This is a genomic window from Streptomyces sp. ICC1, assembly GCF_003287935.1.
GTDB classification, from domain to species: Bacteria; Actinomycetota; Actinomycetes; order Streptomycetales; family Streptomycetaceae; genus Streptomyces; species Streptomyces tritrimontium.
Genome location: NZ_CP030287.1, coordinates 936925 through 951341, shown reverse-complemented (window position 1 = coordinate 951341; position 14417 = coordinate 936925). Strand labels below are relative to the sequence as shown.

Below are 14417 nucleotides of genomic sequence, written 5' to 3'. Positions count from 1 at the left end.
GGGACGACGATGAGTCAGGCGCAGGAACACGAGCAGAACAGCCAGTCCGTTCCGCAGACCCGCACCGCCCGCCACCGCCGGATCGTGGACATCCTCAACCGGCAGCCGGTCCGCTCCCAGAGCCAGCTGGCCAAGCTGCTCGCCGACGACGGGCTGAGCGTCACCCAGGCGACGCTCAGCCGCGACCTCGACGAGCTCGGCGCGGTGAAGATCCGCAACACCGGCGGCGAGCTGATCTACGCGGTGCCCAGCGAGGGCGGCTTCCGCACCCCGCAGGCGCCGCTCGGCGAGTCGGCGAAGGAGGAGCGCATGCGGCGCCTCTCCGGCGAACTGCTGATCTCGGCGGAGGCCTCCGCGAACCTCGTGGTCCTGCGCACCCCGCCCGGTGCGGCCCAGTTCCTCGCCTCGGCGATCGACCAGGCCGAGCTCCAGGCGATCCTCGGCACGATCGCGGGCGACGACACCCTGATGCTGATCAGCCGCGACCCCGCGGGCGGCCAGGCCCTGGCCGACCACCTGCTGAGGCTGGCCCAGAAGGAGAGCTGAGCCCGGCGGCCCGCCCGCGCGGATCAGTACCGGGTGACCGCCAGTGCGCCCGACTCCGTGCCGATCGCGATGTGCGGGTGGCGGCGCGGGTTCGCCCAGCGCAGGATCGCGCGCATGGCCCCCTCGGGGACCGAGACGCAGCCGGCCGTCGCGCCCTTGCCGTCGACGTGCAGGAAGATGCCCGCGCCCCGGCCCCGTACGGGGCGGTCGTAGTTGAAGGCGATGACCAGCGCGTGCGCGTACTGCTTCGTGTACGAGACCAGGTGCTCGGCCTCGCCCGGCGCGCAGTCCGCGGGCAGCGGCTCCACCCAGCGGTTGTAGCTGCCCGAGGCGTTGTCCTGGCACCACCAGGAGGCGGGAGTCACCCGCCGGTAGCCGTACTCCGTCCCGGCCGGGGCGTGCGCGATGCCGAAGGCGTAGGGGAGCGCGTACAGGCCCGCCGGCGTGGTGTTCGTGCCCTGGACCCGGGACCCGCCCGCGGTCAGGCCGTTCGCGCCGAAGCGGGCGGGCGCGCCGCCGGCCTCGTACCAGCGCCCCGCCCGCAGGTCCCACCACGTCAGGCGGCCCGTCGTGGACCCGGGGGCGGGGGCGACCGCGGTGATCAGCTGGCTGCCGCCGCCGGTGTCGGCGAGACGGGCGGGCAGCGGCGGATCGCCTTGGGGCAGCAGGCTGGTGACGATCAGTGAGGCGAGGGCGACAGCGGTACGCAGCACATGTCAGACGGTACGGGGCGGAAGGGGCAGCGGCAGCGCAGGCAGGCCGTCGACGCTCACCCCGATGAACTCCTTCTTCTCGCAGTACGCGTTGAACTCCTCGTCCGTCTTGCGGCCGAAGTACTCCGCGTGGAGGGTGCGCTCGCCCTGGTACTCCATGAAGGGGATGGCGTAGCCGCACACGTCGGCGATCCGCGTGGCCTTGACGACGATGACCGCCCGCGCGGCGGGCCCGTCGGCCTCCCCGAACAGCTCGACGAGCCCGTCCCAGCGCGGGTCGTCGCGGAAGACCGCCTCGCCGTCCCCGTGGATGCGCACGATGTTCGGCGGCCCGCTGAACGCGCACCACATCAGCGTGATGCGGCCGTTCTCGCGGACGTGGGCGATGGTCTCGGCGCCGCTGCCGCCGAAGTCCAGATAGGCGAGGGTCGTTTCGTCGATGACGACGAGGGTCCCGGCGCGGCCCTTGGGGGAGAGGTTGACGTGGCCGTCACCGGCCAGCGGGGCGGTGGCGGTGAAGAAGATCGGCTGCTCCTCGATGAACGTGCGAAGTCGGCCGTCTATGCGTTCGTAGAGCTTTCCCATGACAGGATTATCGCCCCAGGTCCCTGGTCCACCCGGAGGGGCTCAGTCGGTGAGCCCGAGGCGGGACCGGCGCACCCCCAGCTCGTGGTCGCCGAACAGGTGCGCGGACCGCTCGAGCAGGCCGGCCAGTTCGGGCAGGTCCGCGTCCCCCAGGCGCAGCGTGGCCTGCCAGTTCCAGCCGACGACGACCGCCCGGGCCATGGTGCGCAGCGCCGGGTCGGGGTCCGTCGCCACGGTCACCGCGGCCCGCAGTCCGTCGATCCCGTCCCGCGCGCGCAGCAGCCGGAAGGCGGACCGCCGCACGTGCGGGGGCCGTTCGTGCCCGAGGCGCTCGCTGAGGTGGCCGTGGTCCAGCCGCCGCGCCACCGGGAGCAGGCTCAGCGCGGCCTCGCGGGCCACCGATGCCGACGGGTCGTCCAGCAGGGGGAGCAGGAGCGTGTCGTCGGTGGCGTCGTCGAGTCGGCGCAGCCCGGCCACGGCGGCGGCCCGCACCGCGCCGTGGGGGTGGTCGAGCAGGGAGCGCAGCAGCGGGGTGTCCGCCCGCTTCGCGCACTCGGAGAAGCCGGTCACCGCGTACGGGGAGAGCGGCCCGGGAGCCGTGACCAGCGCGAGGTAGCGAGCGGACGGGTCCCCGCCGCCCTGGGAAACGAGCCAGCGCGCGCAGGCCCGTACGAGTCCGGAGCGGTCGGTGAGGTGCCGCCCGGCCTCCCCGGCCCGCCCGGCGCCGCGCAGGGCGGTGACCCCGGCGGCCCGGACCATCGGGCCGTGTCCGTCGAGCAGGGTGTCGATCGCCTCGTGGTCCGGCCCGTCGGTGGCCAGCGCCCGCAGTGCGGCGTCGGTCCACAGCCTCGCCGTGGCCGGGTCGGGCTCACCGGCGGCCCGCCGCGCGAGCTCCCGTACGCCGGTCCCCCCGGCGGCGACGGTCAGCCGTGCGGCGAACCGGCGGGTCGGCGGGTCGGCGCTGTCGTGCAGTGCGGTGTGGGCGGCGAGGACGACGGAAGCCGAGCCGGGTTCCGTGCGCAGCGCGGTCTCGAACCGCTTCAGCACCCAGGCGCCCTGCTCGCGCCGGCCGAGCCGCAGGACGAGTGGGGTCAGCGCGGTCAGCGTGCCCACGGGGTCGGCGGCCAGCGCCCGGTCCAGCAGCCGCCGGGCGCGTTCGCGCACGGGCCACACCCAGTCGGCGGTCCGGATCGCGATGAGCTCCGGCGGCGCCGGAGCCCCGCCGAGGGCCGCCTCGCCGAGCGCTTCCTCGCGGACGTATCCGGAGGGGTGGCAGAGCCGTACCTCGGGGTCGGGCAGCAGCGGCATCCGGCCCGCGTGCCGGATCCGCTGCTCGAAGGCCAGCCACGCGTCGGGCCCGGCCCCGGGGAGCAGCGGTCGCGGGACGGCCTCGTCGCGCAGCAGCGCGTCCGCCGCCGCGTGCCCCTCCTGCGTGTCGTGCGGCCGTCCGGTGCTCATGGGCCCTCCCTGGTGGTGTGCGGATCACCGAGCCTATGCGGGTGCCGGTCTCCTCGCCCCTGATATTCGGGCAGGTCAGGGCATTGCGGCGGAGGTCGATTGACGAAACATACGGAGTACTGCATAGTTATGCCTGTTGGATGCACCCTGTGAGGAGGAACCCCGTGGCCGAGCGCGTCGTACTCGCCTATTCAGGCGGTCTGGACACCTCCGTCGCCATCGGCTGGATCGCCGAGGAGACGGGCGCCGAGGTCATCGCCGTCGCGGTGGACGTCGGCCAGGGCGGCGAGGACCTGGACGTCATCCGCAAGCGGGCGCTCGCCTGCGGCGCGGTCGAGGCCGAGGTCGCGGACGCCAAGGACGAGTTCGCCGACGAGTACTGCCTTCCGGCGATCAAGGCGAACGCCCTCTACATGGACCGCTACCCGCTGGTCTCCGCCCTGTCGCGGCCGGCCATCGTCAAGCACCTCGTCGCCGCCGCCCGCAAGCACGGCGCATCGGTCGTCGCCCACGGCTGCACCGGCAAGGGCAACGACCAGGTCCGCTTCGAGGCCGGCATCGCCGCACTCGGCCCCGACCTCAAGTGCATCGCCCCGGTCCGCGACTACGCGATGACCCGCGACAAGGCCATCGCCTTCGCCGAGAAGGCCGACCTGCCGATCGCCACCACCAAGAAGTCCCCGTACTCCATCGACCAGAACGTCTTCGGACGCGCCGTCGAGACGGGGTTCCTGGAGGACATCTGGAACGCGCCGATCGAGGACATCTACGAGTACACCGCGAACCCGGCGCTGCCCCGCGAGGCCGACGAGGTCGTCATCTCCTTCAAGGAGGGCGTCCCGGTTGCCATCGACGGCAAGCCCGTCACCGTGCTCCAGGCCATCCAGCAGCTCAACGCCCGCGCCGGCGCCCAGGGAGTCGGCCGGATCGACATCGTCGAGGACCGCCTCGTCGGCATCAAATCCCGCGAGGTGTACGAGGCTCCCGGCGCGATCGCCCTGATCACCGCCCATCAGGAGCTCGAGAACGTCACCGTCGAGCGCGAGCTGGCCCGCTACAAGCGGCAGGTCGAGCAGCGCTGGGGCGAGATGGTCTACGACGGCCTGTGGTTCTCCCCGCTCAAGCGGGCGCTGGACGGTTTCGTCAACGAGGCCAACCAGCACGTCAGCGGCGACATCCGGATGACCCTCCACGGCGGCCGCGCCGTCGTCACCGGCCGCAAGTCCGACGAGTCGCTGTACGACTTCAACCTCGCGACCTACGACTCGGGCGACACCTTCGACCAGTCGAAGGCCCAGGGATTCATCGAGATCTTCGGCCTGTCCTCGAAGATCGCCGCCCGCCGCGACCTCGCCTGATCCGAACGCGGCACCCACCGTCTCCCCGTTACCTCCGCGACGGGGAGGCGGTTGCACATCCAAAGCCTTATTTGAGGAGCAGTAGCTGTGAGCAGCAACAACGGTGGTGACGTCCGGCTCTGGGGCGCCCGGTTCGCCGACGGTCCCGCCGAGGCCCTCGCGAAGCTCTCCGCGTCGGTCCACTTCGACTGGCGCCTGGCCCCGTACGACATCGCGGGCTCCAAGGCCCACGCCCGCGCGCTCGCCAAGGCGGGCCTGCTCACGGCCGACGAGCTCGGCCGCATGATCGCGGGCCTGGATCAGCTCGCGGTCGACGTGGCGGACGGCTCCTTCACCGGCACCATCGCCGACGAGGACGTCCACACCGCCCTGGAGCGGGGCCTGCTGGAACGGCTCGGCGCCGACCTCGGCGGCAAGCTGCGCGCCGGCCGGTCGCGCAACGACCAGATCGCCACCCTCTTCCGGATGTACCTGCGCGACCACGCCAGGATCATCGGCGGCCTGGTCGCCGAGCTCCAGGACGCGCTGGTCGGCCTGGCCGAGGCGCACGCCGAGGTGGCCATGCCGGGCCGCACCCACCTGCAGCACGCGCAGCCGGTGCTCTTCGCCCACCACGTACTGGCCCACGTGCAGGCCCTGTCCCGGGACGCGGAGCGGCTGCGCCAGTGGGACACCCGGACCGCGGTCTCCCCGTACGGCTCGGGGGCCCTGGCCGGTTCCTCGCTGGGTCTGGACCCGGAGCAGGTCGCCGCCGACCTGGGCTTCGAGCGCGGCTCGGTCGGCAACTCCATCGACGGCACGGCCTCGCGGGACTTCGTCGCCGAGTTCGCCTTCGTCACCGCGATGATCGGGATCAACCTGTCCCGGATCGCGGAGGAGATCATCATCTGGAACACGAAGGAGTTCTCCTTCGTGACCCTGCACGACGCCTTCTCGACCGGGTCGTCGATCATGCCGCAGAAGAAGAACCCGGACATCGCCGAGCTGGCGCGCGGCAAGTCGGGCCGCCTCATCGGCAACCTGACCGGCCTGCTCGCCACCCTGAAGGCGCTGCCGCTGGCCTACAACCGCGACCTCCAGGAGGACAAGGAGCCGGTCTTCGACTCCTGCGACACCCTGGAAGTCCTGCTGCCCGCCTTCACCGGGATGATGGCCACCCTCACGGTCAACCGGGAGCGGATGGAGGAGCTGGCGCCGGCGGGCTTCTCGCTCGCCACCGACATCGCGGAGTGGCTGGTCAAGCAGGGCGTGCCCTTCCGGGTCGCGCACGAGGTGGCCGGCGGGTGCGTCAAGGAGTGCGAGGCGCTCGGGATCGAGCTCGACGAGCTCACGGACGAGCAGTTCGCGAAGATCTCCGAGCACCTGACGCCGGAGGTCCGCACGGTCCTCAACGTGAAGGGCGCGCTGGCCTCCCGCAACGGCCGGGGCGGCACCGCCCCGTCGGCCGTCGCGATCCAGCTCACCGAGCTGAAGGCGGACCTGGTCATCCAGCACGCCTGGGCGGCGCACAAGAACTAGTGCGGTGACCGGAGGGGCGGCCGGAGCCTTCGGGCCCGACCGCCCCTCCGGCATGTCCGGGGGCGGTCATCGAATGACGGTCAGTTGCCAATCGTCCCCGTCCCCGTCCAGTCCGTGAGGGCTTCGAAGTCCGCCCGGACCAGGCCGATCCGCTCGTCGATGCGCAGCAGCAGGGTGTCCGCGGGGTGGTGCCGGTCCGCGTACGCGCGGTCCGCGTCCGTGATGTCGTCGTCGATCCAGGCGAAGGGCCGCCCTGCCGCGTACTCCAGGACGTACTGCGTCTTCCAGAAGGTGCCCTCCGGCGCCCGGCCGTGCATCGTCGGCCAGTCGATGAACGGGAGCCGGGGCAGGCCCAGGTGCGGGCCTATCCAGCCGTTCGCCTCGTCCTTCCACGTCGTGGCCCAGACGAGCTCGTACGCGTCCGTGAGCGCGAGCAGCTCCGTCCCGTGGTCCGGATTCAGCCAGACCCGCAGGGGCTTCGCGCGCTCCGCCTCCGTCCAGCCCGTCGGGCGCATCCGGTGGGTGGCGTACCCCTCCGGGCGGCGCTGGGGCTTGGCCGCGTAGGGGTTCAGCGGGCTTATGCAGGCATGAGACACGTCCGGCCAATTCCCGCGGACGCTGAGTGCATGGGCAAGAGACGTCCCAGACCGCTATGGCACGAACGGGCCTGAACCAGATACCTGGACGCCGCCGGCCTACGGGAAGTTGTCGTCGCTCACGCGAGATCCTGTCGGAGCTAACGGCGCGGTCGAGGAAAAGGCGCTTCGCACAGTGGTCTATCCAGTGGTAGCTACAGGACCCACATCGGCGCGAAGCTCAGCAGGAGCCTCTTCCGGCCACGTCTGTCGAAGTCGACGACTGCTTGGGTCTCCGCTCCGGTTCCACTCACACCGACCACCGTTCCGATGCCAAAGATTTTGTGCTTGACTCGGTCGCCGATGTCCACAGTGCTTGACACGGCTGGCACGCGCGGCGAGGGAGCCCTGCCCAAGAACCGAAGTTCTTGGCCATCAGGGTCGCCGTCCGTTTCTGGCGGCTGGAAAGAAGGGCCGAGAGACCACCAGTTGACGGACGGTCGCTTTTCGCTGCTCGGGGTGCCGGCGTCTTCCCGCTCTCTACCGACTGCCTTGTCTTCGGCAGACGATGTTTGCATCGAAGTATGGGTGTCTTGCTGCCAGATGGGCAGATCCATGGCAGTACGGATCCCCGTACGGCCGGCTGGCAGCTGTACCTCGGTCAGCGCGGGCGTGGTCAGCAGTTCGAGGAGCTGCTGTGCAGTGGGGCGATCTGCGGGGCGTTTATCCAGGCAGTCCGTTAGGAGTCGGGAGAGAGCTACTGATGTCCCGACAAGGTCAGGCTCCTCATGGACAACTCGGTACAGCAGGGCGTGGGCTGAGCCATCGAAGCCAAAGGGACCGCGACCGGTTGCTGCGTAAGCCAGAACTGACCCCAGGGAGAAGATGTCGCTCGCTGTGTCTACCGTGGCCCCCACGGCCTGCTCGGGTGACATGAACGCGGGGGTCCCGACCACGCTGCCTGTGCTCGTCAGCGCAGTGCCACCATCAAGCGCCTTTGCGATGCCGAAGTCGAGGACTCGCGGCCCCTCATCGGTCATAAGAATGTTGGACGGTTTCAGGTCCCTATGCACGAGACCGACGCCGTGGATGTCCACGAGTGCCTCTGCAAGCCCTGCTCCCAGCCTCCGGACCTGCGGCTCCGCTAACGGTCCGTCCCTGCCCATCAGAGTCCCCAGGTCAGGCGCATCGATATATGCGCTGGCCACCCAAGGCACCTCAGCGTCCGGATCAGCATCGACTACAGCTGCCGTCCAGAACCCGCCCACGCGCCGGGCCGCCTCAATCTCGCGCCGAAAGCGGCGGCGGAAACCGGGTACTCCCGTGAGCTCGGAACGTACGACCTTCACTGCCACAGGGCGGCCGCTGGGTGACCGTCCCAGATACACGCACCCCATACCGCCAGTGCCTAGCCTGCCGACCAACTTGTAAGGCCCGATGCTGGTCGGGTCACCTCCAAGGAGCGCGTCCACCGTTTCCCCCGAGCTCTCGGTCATGCAAGGGCACGTCGGCAGCAGTATCTTCGATTCACAGCCTGACGCACCACCCGAGCTGGAAGGCCAACTCACTGGCGAGTCTGCGGTAGTAGATGAGGATGCAGGCGATGCTCTTCCTATGGCCCGTGATGGGTGCGCGCCCGTGCCGGAAGCGTGCGGACGTTCTCACCGTCTTGGAGGGCTGCGCGGAGACGCTGGAGTTCGTCGTGCTGTTCGACGAGCCGGGAGAGCGCCAGTGTCTTGAACTCGGCCGCTTCGGACGCTTCCTGCTTCATTCGCGAGAGTCGCCCCTTCAAGCTGGCTACCTCGGCTTTGAGACGGTCGATCTGGGCGAGGCGGGGGTCGGGCTCGCCAGTCACCTCTCGGACCCTGCCCAGCCGGTTCTCGAACTCTTCCTTGATGTGGGGGTAGGTGCGGTACAGCGTGGCCCGGGGGACAGCGGCGAGGATGCTGAGGGACTTGATGTCGCACCGCAGGCCCTCGGGGATGTCCCCGGCCATGAGCTGATCCATGGCGGCCCTCAAACGACTTTCCGCGGCGGCGCGGCGGTTATTCGGCACTGGGTGTCTCCTCACCGGCCACGGCGGAGTCGATGGATTCCACGATCCGCATGGATCGCTCGTAGGTCTGCTGGGCGCGTTGACGCTCCGGCGCGGACAGCCGGGGGTTGCCGAGGAACACAGCTCGGGTGTTCTCGGCGTGGTCGGCCCATGCTTGCCGGTGCTGGGGGTGATGGGTGGCTTGGGGGCAGCGAGCGGAGTCGCACATGCCGAGAAGAGGCTCGCTGGCGTTCGGAGTGCCGGCCATAGTGAGGCACAGGGCCTTGGCGGGGTCGGTGAACCAGCAGTAGTTCGCCACGCCGATGTGGAGTGTCTTCGCCTTGGTCTTGAGCAGTTTCTCCACGCGACGGTCGTCGGCGACGGTGGCGGGGCCGGGCTCGTGTCCGGCGAGGGAGTGGTCGACGCTTTGGAAGGCGGCGATCAGGTCGCGTGCGCCTCGGCCGGAGGGGAGGGTGCCTTGCTGGTAGTCGTGGTAGGCGGCGAGCGTGAGCCGGGTGTGTTCGACTTCCTCTTCGGCCCGGACCTCGGCGAGGAACGCGGCCTGGTGTCCGCCCGGTCGGGCGGTGTAGCCCTCGGTGGTGGCCACCGAGACGTGCTTCAGGTGCCACTTTGTGGCCAGGAGGCCGTGGGGGCGCTGGGCAATCGACAGAGCGAGGGTGCGACGTAGGGCCCGCGGGTGGACCGGACCATCGGGGATCGGGGTGAGGCCGAGATGCTGTCCGAGGGGACCGTTGATCCAGTCCCGGAGCGCGGTGTACCTGTTGGCGGAGTTGTTGGCGACGGGGAAGATCAGGTCCCCGAGGTCCGTGCCGCCGAGGCCTTCGGCGGCTCCGACAGCGCGGTGTACATCTTCGATGACCACCCATGAGTCGGGCACTCCGCCGAACTTCTCACCCTTGACGCGGCGGGAGTCCAGCCAGCGGCGGGAGCCGTAGGCGCGGTCTTCACTGCGGCGGCAGCCATGCGTGAGTTCGGCCAGCTCTGAGGTCCGCATGCCAGACAGCGCCGAGGTGAGGTAGTAGGCAGCGGAAGTGACGGCGAACACCATGCTGTCCAGGGTGAAGTGATTCATAGGGAGGGCCCAGGGGACGGGCTCTTCGTCATCGGCGCGGGGCACCGCCGCTGTGTCACGGCACCACGAGTTCTCGGTGCCACAGGCAGCGACCCATGCCTCCAACTGGGGCCGGAGCCGGTCCAGATCCCGTTTGGTAGAGGAAAGCGAAAGGAAGTCCTTGGTGAAGGACATGTGGGCGAGCGTGAGGAGGGGATCGCTGACGTCCCAACCCGAGTTAAGTCTGCGGGAGATGCCAGAGGGGGCAGCACGGGGGGCCGGGATTCCGGCTGCGATACACCGCTCGATTTCGGCGATGACGAGCGGGTGGTGTTCGACGCGGAGGGACGACCGGATGCTGCCCCGGCGGGCGATGGTCTGCCGGGCGCGGGTGGCTTCCTTGACGAGATGGGGGCTGATCGTGTCGACGAGGTAGGAGGCGCCGGCGAGGAGGGGCCGCAGGATGTCGTCTGGGACGGCGGGGGTCTGGTTGGTGTCGGGACGCTGGTATCCGGCCACCTGGGCGGCGGTGCGGTCGCCCCATGGGCGGAAGCCCGTCGGGTAGGCGTCGGGCAGCAGCGGTGCGTACGCGGCCAGGGCCTGAGCAGTGAGAACGAAACCTGCGATGGTGCCGGGGGTGACCGGCTGGCAGGGGTCGGTGCGGCCGACGGAGACGACGGGCAGGTATGCGTCACAGTGCCGCTGGTGGATCTGTTGGAGGCCGGTGAGTCCCGCCTCGGTGAGGTGGTTGAACCAGGCTGTGAGGCGGACGAGTTCGTGTCGGAGCGTCTGCAGGGCGAGAGGGGAGCGGTATGCCTGCGGGAGGACGGCGACGGACGGGTGGGTGGGCACGAGGCGGGCCATCAAGTAGGTGCGTGCGACCGATCGCCAGGTCGGGTTGGTGACCTGGGTGAAGTTCAGGATCTGCTCGCTGCGCGGCCAGGACGCCGGGGCGTCGGCGACGCAGGTCAGGTCCCAGATGTCCTGGTCGAAGTGGGGGCGGCGAGCGCCGGGCCGAGTGCGGTATCCAGCAGTCTGGAGGATGTCCAAGCCGGTGAAGGGACTGTGACCGGCGCCGGCGGTCAGAGCGTCGGATCTGGTCACGGGATCTCCTCCGGTTGCAGGACCGCGAACCCGTTTTCGGTGGCGGCCCGGATCGCTGTCGTGCTGAAACGGGGCAGCAGGTCGGTACTGAGCCTGTCGGCGTAGGGGCCGAAGATGGCCAGGAACTGGGCATTCGTCATGTGCCGTTCCTGATCGGCGAAATAGCGTTGGAGACGCAGCAGGTTGGGCAGGTGCCGGGGGGTGAACACGGCGAGCGGGCATAGCAGGCACACCCAGGGACGGGCTGGGCAGGCGGTTCCGGCCGGGGCGTGGGGGCTGTTGTAGAGACTGGCGCAAGAGGCGACGAACACGTCCTGTTCGCCGGCCAGTAGCCGCTGGACGGCGTCGCCGTCGAGTCCGGCGTCCGCAACGAGGCGGGGGAAGTCGGCAGCAAACCGGGCGGCGTCTTGGCTGGTGGCGATGACCGGCGGCGCGGCCTTGCGGCGGATGTCGCGCTGAGCTTCCTCGATGACTCCCTCGATGGCCTCCACCTGGGCGGGGGTGTGGTGGTGGAGGTAGTGATCGCCTTCGATCGCCGGGGTGTGGTTGGGGTCGATGGTGGTGCGTCCGGTCCAGGCGGAGCGGTCGCGCCTGTGATGGCAGGTCGTACGAATCCGGCCGCCGTGTGGGGCCATGGGCTGGCCGTTGTCGTCGGTCAGGCCGACGGTCTTCGCCCACTTGATCCGCTGCCATGGGGTGCGGGGATGCCCGGACAGCGCCGTGCCGTTGTAGTTGATCCACATGGAGTCGGAGAGTTCTCCGGCATGCTCGCGCAGAGACGCGGAGTGGGCGAGCCACTGGTCCAGGAGCCGTACGGCGGGGCCGCGCAGGTTGAGGGCTTCGCGGGCGGTCCGACCCTTGCGGTAGGACAGCAGGCCCGTGGCGGGGCCGGTGTGCGCGAAGTCGGGTACGGAAAGGGTGTCGATACCGTCGGGCACGGCGCCGGTCAGCATGGCCAGCCGGAGGTTGTAGACGAGTGCCGTATACCCGGATGGGAACAGGGCGTTGCGAAACTCCAGGACCGCGGTTGTGATCGCCCAAGGAGCTCCGGGGATCATCGCGCGGATCGCGCGAACCGGCACGGGGCCAGTTCTACGGATCAGCCAGGCCAGATTGTCCCGGGTGATGCCGTGGGCGATCGGGTCGGCCCCGCGTTCAGCGGATTCCAGAGCCTTGAGGTGATCCTGCCAGGCGGTGTCGATGGCGGTGCGGGCGGCTTGATCGATGCGCCGCCATTCTGCATCGCTGTAGGGCCGATGAGGGGTGGACCCGGCCTGCTGGTTGATCGGCCTTCCTTCGAGGTGGGCTCGGATGCTGGCGTGGAGGGTGCCGCCGTCGGTGAGGAAGCCATTGAGAGTGATGCGGCTGTGCCGCTCGAATGTGAATCCGAACTTCAGCCAGTAGGAAGTGAGTTGTGTCGCAGTGAGACCGGAGAGAGTGCCGGTGAAACCGGTCTCGTGCAGGTAGCGGGCGAGGTGCCGGGCACAGCGGACAGCGTGCCGGGCATCGCGGTAGGTGCGGATCGGGCCGTTGGGATGGGCGGCTGCAGTAAGTCCTCGAGCGAGGTCGCCGGCCAGTACCGAGTCGGGCAGCTCGTAGAGCGTGCCGAGGTAAGGCCGCTGACCCGGGAGCGTGTACTGAACGGCGAGCGGCTGTCGGATTTCAGCGGGCATCGGTGTCCTGGAATTCTGCGTCGGCTTCCCGGCGGGCGACCGGGTCGGGGTCGGCGTCCTCGTATGCCTGGCGGAAGATCCGCTGGGTGTCCAGGAGATGGAGGTACACCTGGGTGGTGGCGACGCTGGCATGGCCGAGGAGGTCCCGCAGGATCAGCAGGGGATCGGCCTTGGTGAGGTAGAGAGCCATGGCGTCGTCATCGCCGGTGTCGAGGACCAGGCGGGCTGCCTGCTGGTAGTAGCCCCGCACCAGCTTTTCAAGGGTGGCCATAGCCATCGTGTGGCGTGTCATGTGGGGGTGGACGTGCGGAAACGCGGGTTCCCACCGATCGCGGATGCGGGCGGAGGTCCGGCGGAGGGTGGTCGCCCAGTCCAGGAACGGCGAGCCGTCGGACTGGACGGCGAGGAGGGCGCTTCCGCCGCGGGGGCCGACGAGGCGGAGCCGTTCGGCCGGAGTCAGCAGGTGCCAGCGGCGGTAGGTGCCGTTGAGGTAGGCGCCCTCGTACGTCGGGTTTTCTACGTGGAGGGCGTGGATGGGGCGCCATCGGGAGCCGTTTACGTGGGTGGCCCGTTCCAGCGTCGCGTAGTCGTGGACGCGGGCCAGGGTGTCGTACTCCACCCAGGTCTGTCGGCCCTTGCTGCCCTTGGTGGTCGGAGGCGCGAGCGACAACGGGACGGGGACGGTGGTGCGCTGGCGGGGCAGGGGAGGGATCTCCCAGGGTGTGAGGAGCCGCCATTCTCGGAGCCGCAGGCCGGTGGAGATCGCAAGCGAGCCACCGGCGGCGTTCCTGCCGGTCTCGCGGCCCCGAAACGTGTGGTCGGGTTCGCCGTCCGGGTCGTTGCCCGCGAGAGCGTTGACCAGCAGCTCGGAGTACGGCCGCTCCAGGTACCTGCGGGTGGCGTGCCGTCTGGCACCCCGGACGGTGGCGAGGTTACGGGCGGTCTCCACTCGTACGCCGTCAGGGCGCAGGTAGGAACCCATGGCGTAGGAGAACGGGACCTCCTGACAGTGCCCCTCGCTCACGGCCCACCGGTAGAACGCCGCGATGGTCTTGACCGCAAGGTTCCAGCTGGACGCGCCGAGCCGAACTTCCAGCGGGCCGGACAGGCGATGCTCGGAGTACAGGGACAGGCCGTCGCGCAGCCGCTGGCGGTCGGAGAACAAGGCGATGCTATGGGCGGACAGGAATTCGGCCCAGGGCTTGAGCTGTAGGGCGTAGGTCTTCCACGAGTTCTCGGCGGGGGCTCCGCTGATCGGCAGCTCCCGCAGCCAGCGGTTGATGAGTGTCACCGGTCGGGGACCGTTCTCGTCCTCGAAGCGGAGATCATCGTCCACGAGAACCGGCATGCCGTCGCGGTTGAGCGGCGGGGCGGAGAGGTTCCAATCCTCCCCACCAGCTTTGGAGAAGTAGAAGAGAATCACCACTGCACGGTAGTTGGGACGTATTCAGATGTGCCCGATATCTACGAAACTGCCAGCCATGTGACGGTTGTTGATGTAGTGCGACCGTGTTGGTGTCTCATGGGTGACAGTTCCGCTGTCGCCGGGCTTGGCGGGCGCGGTGGTGGAGGTTGCCCGCGGCTTGCGTTTCCAGGCTGGTCTGCGATTCGAACGTCCAGGCGTCGCCGAGGCTGCGACCGCCCCGGCGCATCATCGTGCCGGATGGCAGTGGGATCGTCCCCGGCCGCGGCCGGGGCGCCTTCCCGTTCGCCATGGTGATCATCGGGGCGATCCCGGAGGGTAGCCACTCGCTGACGACCCTCCGGCAGCGTGAGACAC

At 69.7% G+C, this 14417-nt stretch carries 12 protein-coding genes and 1 pseudogene; 3 read left to right on the top strand and 10 right to left on the bottom strand.

Annotated elements, in window-relative coordinates; genetic code table 11:
• The first annotated feature begins 9 nt into the window (after window positions 1-9).
• The gene (locus DRB96_RS04540; protein WP_112446935.1) at window positions 10-546 is read left to right on the top strand and encodes an arginine repressor; all 537 of its coding nucleotides are present in this window, start codon (window positions 10-12) and stop codon (window positions 544-546) included.
• A 23-nt stretch (window positions 547-569) separates the two neighbouring features.
• Here DRB96_RS04540 and DRB96_RS04535 read toward each other — a convergent pair whose 3' ends face one another.
• The 3 genes from DRB96_RS04535 to DRB96_RS04525 are packed head-to-tail and all read right to left on the bottom strand — an operon-like array spanning window position 570 to window position 3302.
• Window positions 570-1256, bottom strand: a complete 687-nt coding sequence (locus DRB96_RS04535; RefSeq protein ID WP_112453207.1) for a L,D-transpeptidase family protein — start codon at window positions 1254-1256, stop codon at window positions 570-572.
• A 6-nt stretch (window positions 1257-1262) separates the two neighbouring features.
• Window positions 1263-1844 (bottom strand): pyridoxamine 5'-phosphate oxidase family protein, encoded by a 582-nt coding sequence (locus tag DRB96_RS04530; protein WP_112446933.1) that lies wholly within the window; start codon window positions 1842-1844, stop codon window positions 1263-1265.
• 42 nt (window positions 1845-1886) lie between these two features.
• Entirely contained in the window at window positions 1887-3302 is a 1416-nt protein-coding gene (locus DRB96_RS04525; RefSeq protein ID WP_112446931.1) for a HEAT repeat domain-containing protein, read from the bottom strand.
• A gap of 164 nt (window positions 3303-3466) precedes the next feature.
• On the opposite strand from DRB96_RS04525, the gene DRB96_RS04520 reads away from it, so the two are divergent.
• A complete protein-coding gene (locus DRB96_RS04520) occupies window positions 3467-4660 on the top strand; it encodes an argininosuccinate synthase (protein WP_112446929.1) in 1194 nt (397 codons plus the stop codon).
• A gap of 87 nt (window positions 4661-4747) precedes the next feature.
• A complete protein-coding gene (gene argH / locus DRB96_RS04515; protein ID WP_112446927.1) occupies window positions 4748-6178 on the top strand; it encodes an argininosuccinate lyase in 1431 nt (476 codons plus the stop codon).
• An 80-nt stretch (window positions 6179-6258) separates the two neighbouring features.
• Here argH and DRB96_RS04510 read toward each other — a convergent pair whose 3' ends face one another.
• The 7 genes and pseudogenes from DRB96_RS04510 to DRB96_RS04485 form a co-directional block, all read right to left on the bottom strand.
• Window positions 6259-6774 carry a hypothetical protein gene (locus DRB96_RS04510; RefSeq protein ID WP_112446925.1) on the bottom strand — a complete coding sequence of 172 codons (516 nt, stop codon included), beginning with the start codon at window positions 6772-6774 and terminating at the stop codon, window positions 6259-6261.
• Window positions 6775-6968: 194 nt separating this feature from the next.
• Window positions 6969-7331: a hypothetical protein gene (locus tag DRB96_RS46210; RefSeq protein WP_343234695.1), complete on the bottom strand. Its 363-nt coding sequence runs from the start codon at window positions 7329-7331 to the stop codon at window positions 6969-6971.
• 111 nt (window positions 7332-7442) lie between these two features.
• A pseudogene (locus DRB96_RS44250) lies at window positions 7443-8249 on the bottom strand (serine/threonine-protein kinase); the annotation flags it as partial.
• A 116-nt stretch (window positions 8250-8365) separates the two neighbouring features.
• A complete protein-coding gene (locus DRB96_RS04500) occupies window positions 8366-8749 on the bottom strand; it encodes a hypothetical protein (protein ID WP_239516020.1) in 384 nt (127 codons plus the stop codon).
• A gap of 49 nt (window positions 8750-8798) precedes the next feature.
• Complete coding sequence (locus DRB96_RS04495; protein ID WP_112446919.1) at window positions 8799-10964, bottom strand: integrase; 2166 nt, start codon at window positions 10962-10964, stop codon at window positions 8799-8801.
• Complete coding sequence (locus DRB96_RS04490; protein WP_112446917.1) at window positions 10961-12637, bottom strand: hypothetical protein; 1677 nt, start codon at window positions 12635-12637, stop codon at window positions 10961-10963. The genes DRB96_RS04495 and DRB96_RS04490 overlap by 4 nt, the downstream gene beginning before the upstream one ends.
• Window positions 12627-14060: a site-specific integrase gene (locus tag DRB96_RS04485; RefSeq protein WP_239516019.1), complete on the bottom strand. Its 1434-nt coding sequence runs from the start codon at window positions 14058-14060 to the stop codon at window positions 12627-12629. Before DRB96_RS04485 ends, DRB96_RS04490 begins: the two co-directional genes overlap by 11 nt.
• Between the last annotated feature and the right edge of the window lie 357 nt (window positions 14061-14417).